Raw genomic sequence first — 861 nt, 5'->3', positions numbered from 1 at the left:
CTTATATACTTACAATAGGAGAAAAATAAATGCGCATAGTTCTGACATTTACGGATGATGTAAGTGAGATAAAGCCTAGAGAAGTGCGTAATTTTTGCGGCAGCATTACGGAGCAAAAATTTAATAGCATAATTATGTATCATGGCAACGATGCACCGCCACTTATATACAAAAAGCCACTAAAATACGCTATTGAAATTCTTTTTTATGAAAATAACTTCTTTGCATTTCAGCATCTTATGGAAAGGCTTGAAGGGCATAAAAATAATTTCTTTGGTAGAAAGATAAAAAAGATCATCCCCAAAGAAGATGGGTATATGCCACCATTTTATCTTGGATCTCAAACGATAGAGTATTCTACTAGAACGCCTATCATAATAACTGCAAATAAAACTGAATATAATATGAAATACTATTTTGAAAAAAACGACAAAATTCAAGATTATATTTCATATAGAATAAAAAGAAATTTGGCTTATCAGCTAGAATGCTACACTAAATTTAAGCAAGATTTTGAAAATCTTGTCCTAAATTTCAAGGACTTTAGGGTTATTACAGAGAGATATAAAGAAAATATCAACTACATAGGGCTTTGGGCAAATTTTACATCTAATTATCAGCTCCCTGAAATGATAGGATATAAAAATGGTCTAGGCTATGGACAATTATTACAAAACACAAAAATAGATATCAAAAAATAAAAACCAAAGGAGATGTCATGTTAAAAGACTATAAAATCAAATTAGTCATCAAAACGGCTAGCCCAATCGCAATCATTGAAAACAATGATACCGAGCCAGCCGGAAACATCGTAACTCGCATTAAAAAAACCGCAACAGTTAATCAAAATAGCGCCGATGC

The 861-nt window shown here is 31.7% G+C and carries 1 protein-coding gene; it reads left to right on the top strand.

Annotated elements, in window-relative coordinates; translation table 11 throughout:
- Nucleotides 1-29: 29 nt before the first annotated feature.
- Complete coding sequence (locus tag CYP28_RS05230) at nt 30-701, top strand: hypothetical protein (RefSeq protein WP_103593374.1); 672 nt, start codon at nt 30-32, stop codon at nt 699-701.
- The last annotated feature ends 160 nt before the right edge of the window (nt 702-861 follow it).

It is taken from the genome of Campylobacter concisus, assembly GCF_002914195.1.
Lineage (GTDB): Bacteria > Campylobacterota > Campylobacteria > Campylobacterales > Campylobacteraceae > Campylobacter_A > Campylobacter_A concisus_M.
This window is presented reverse-complemented; position numbering and strand designations above follow the sequence as displayed.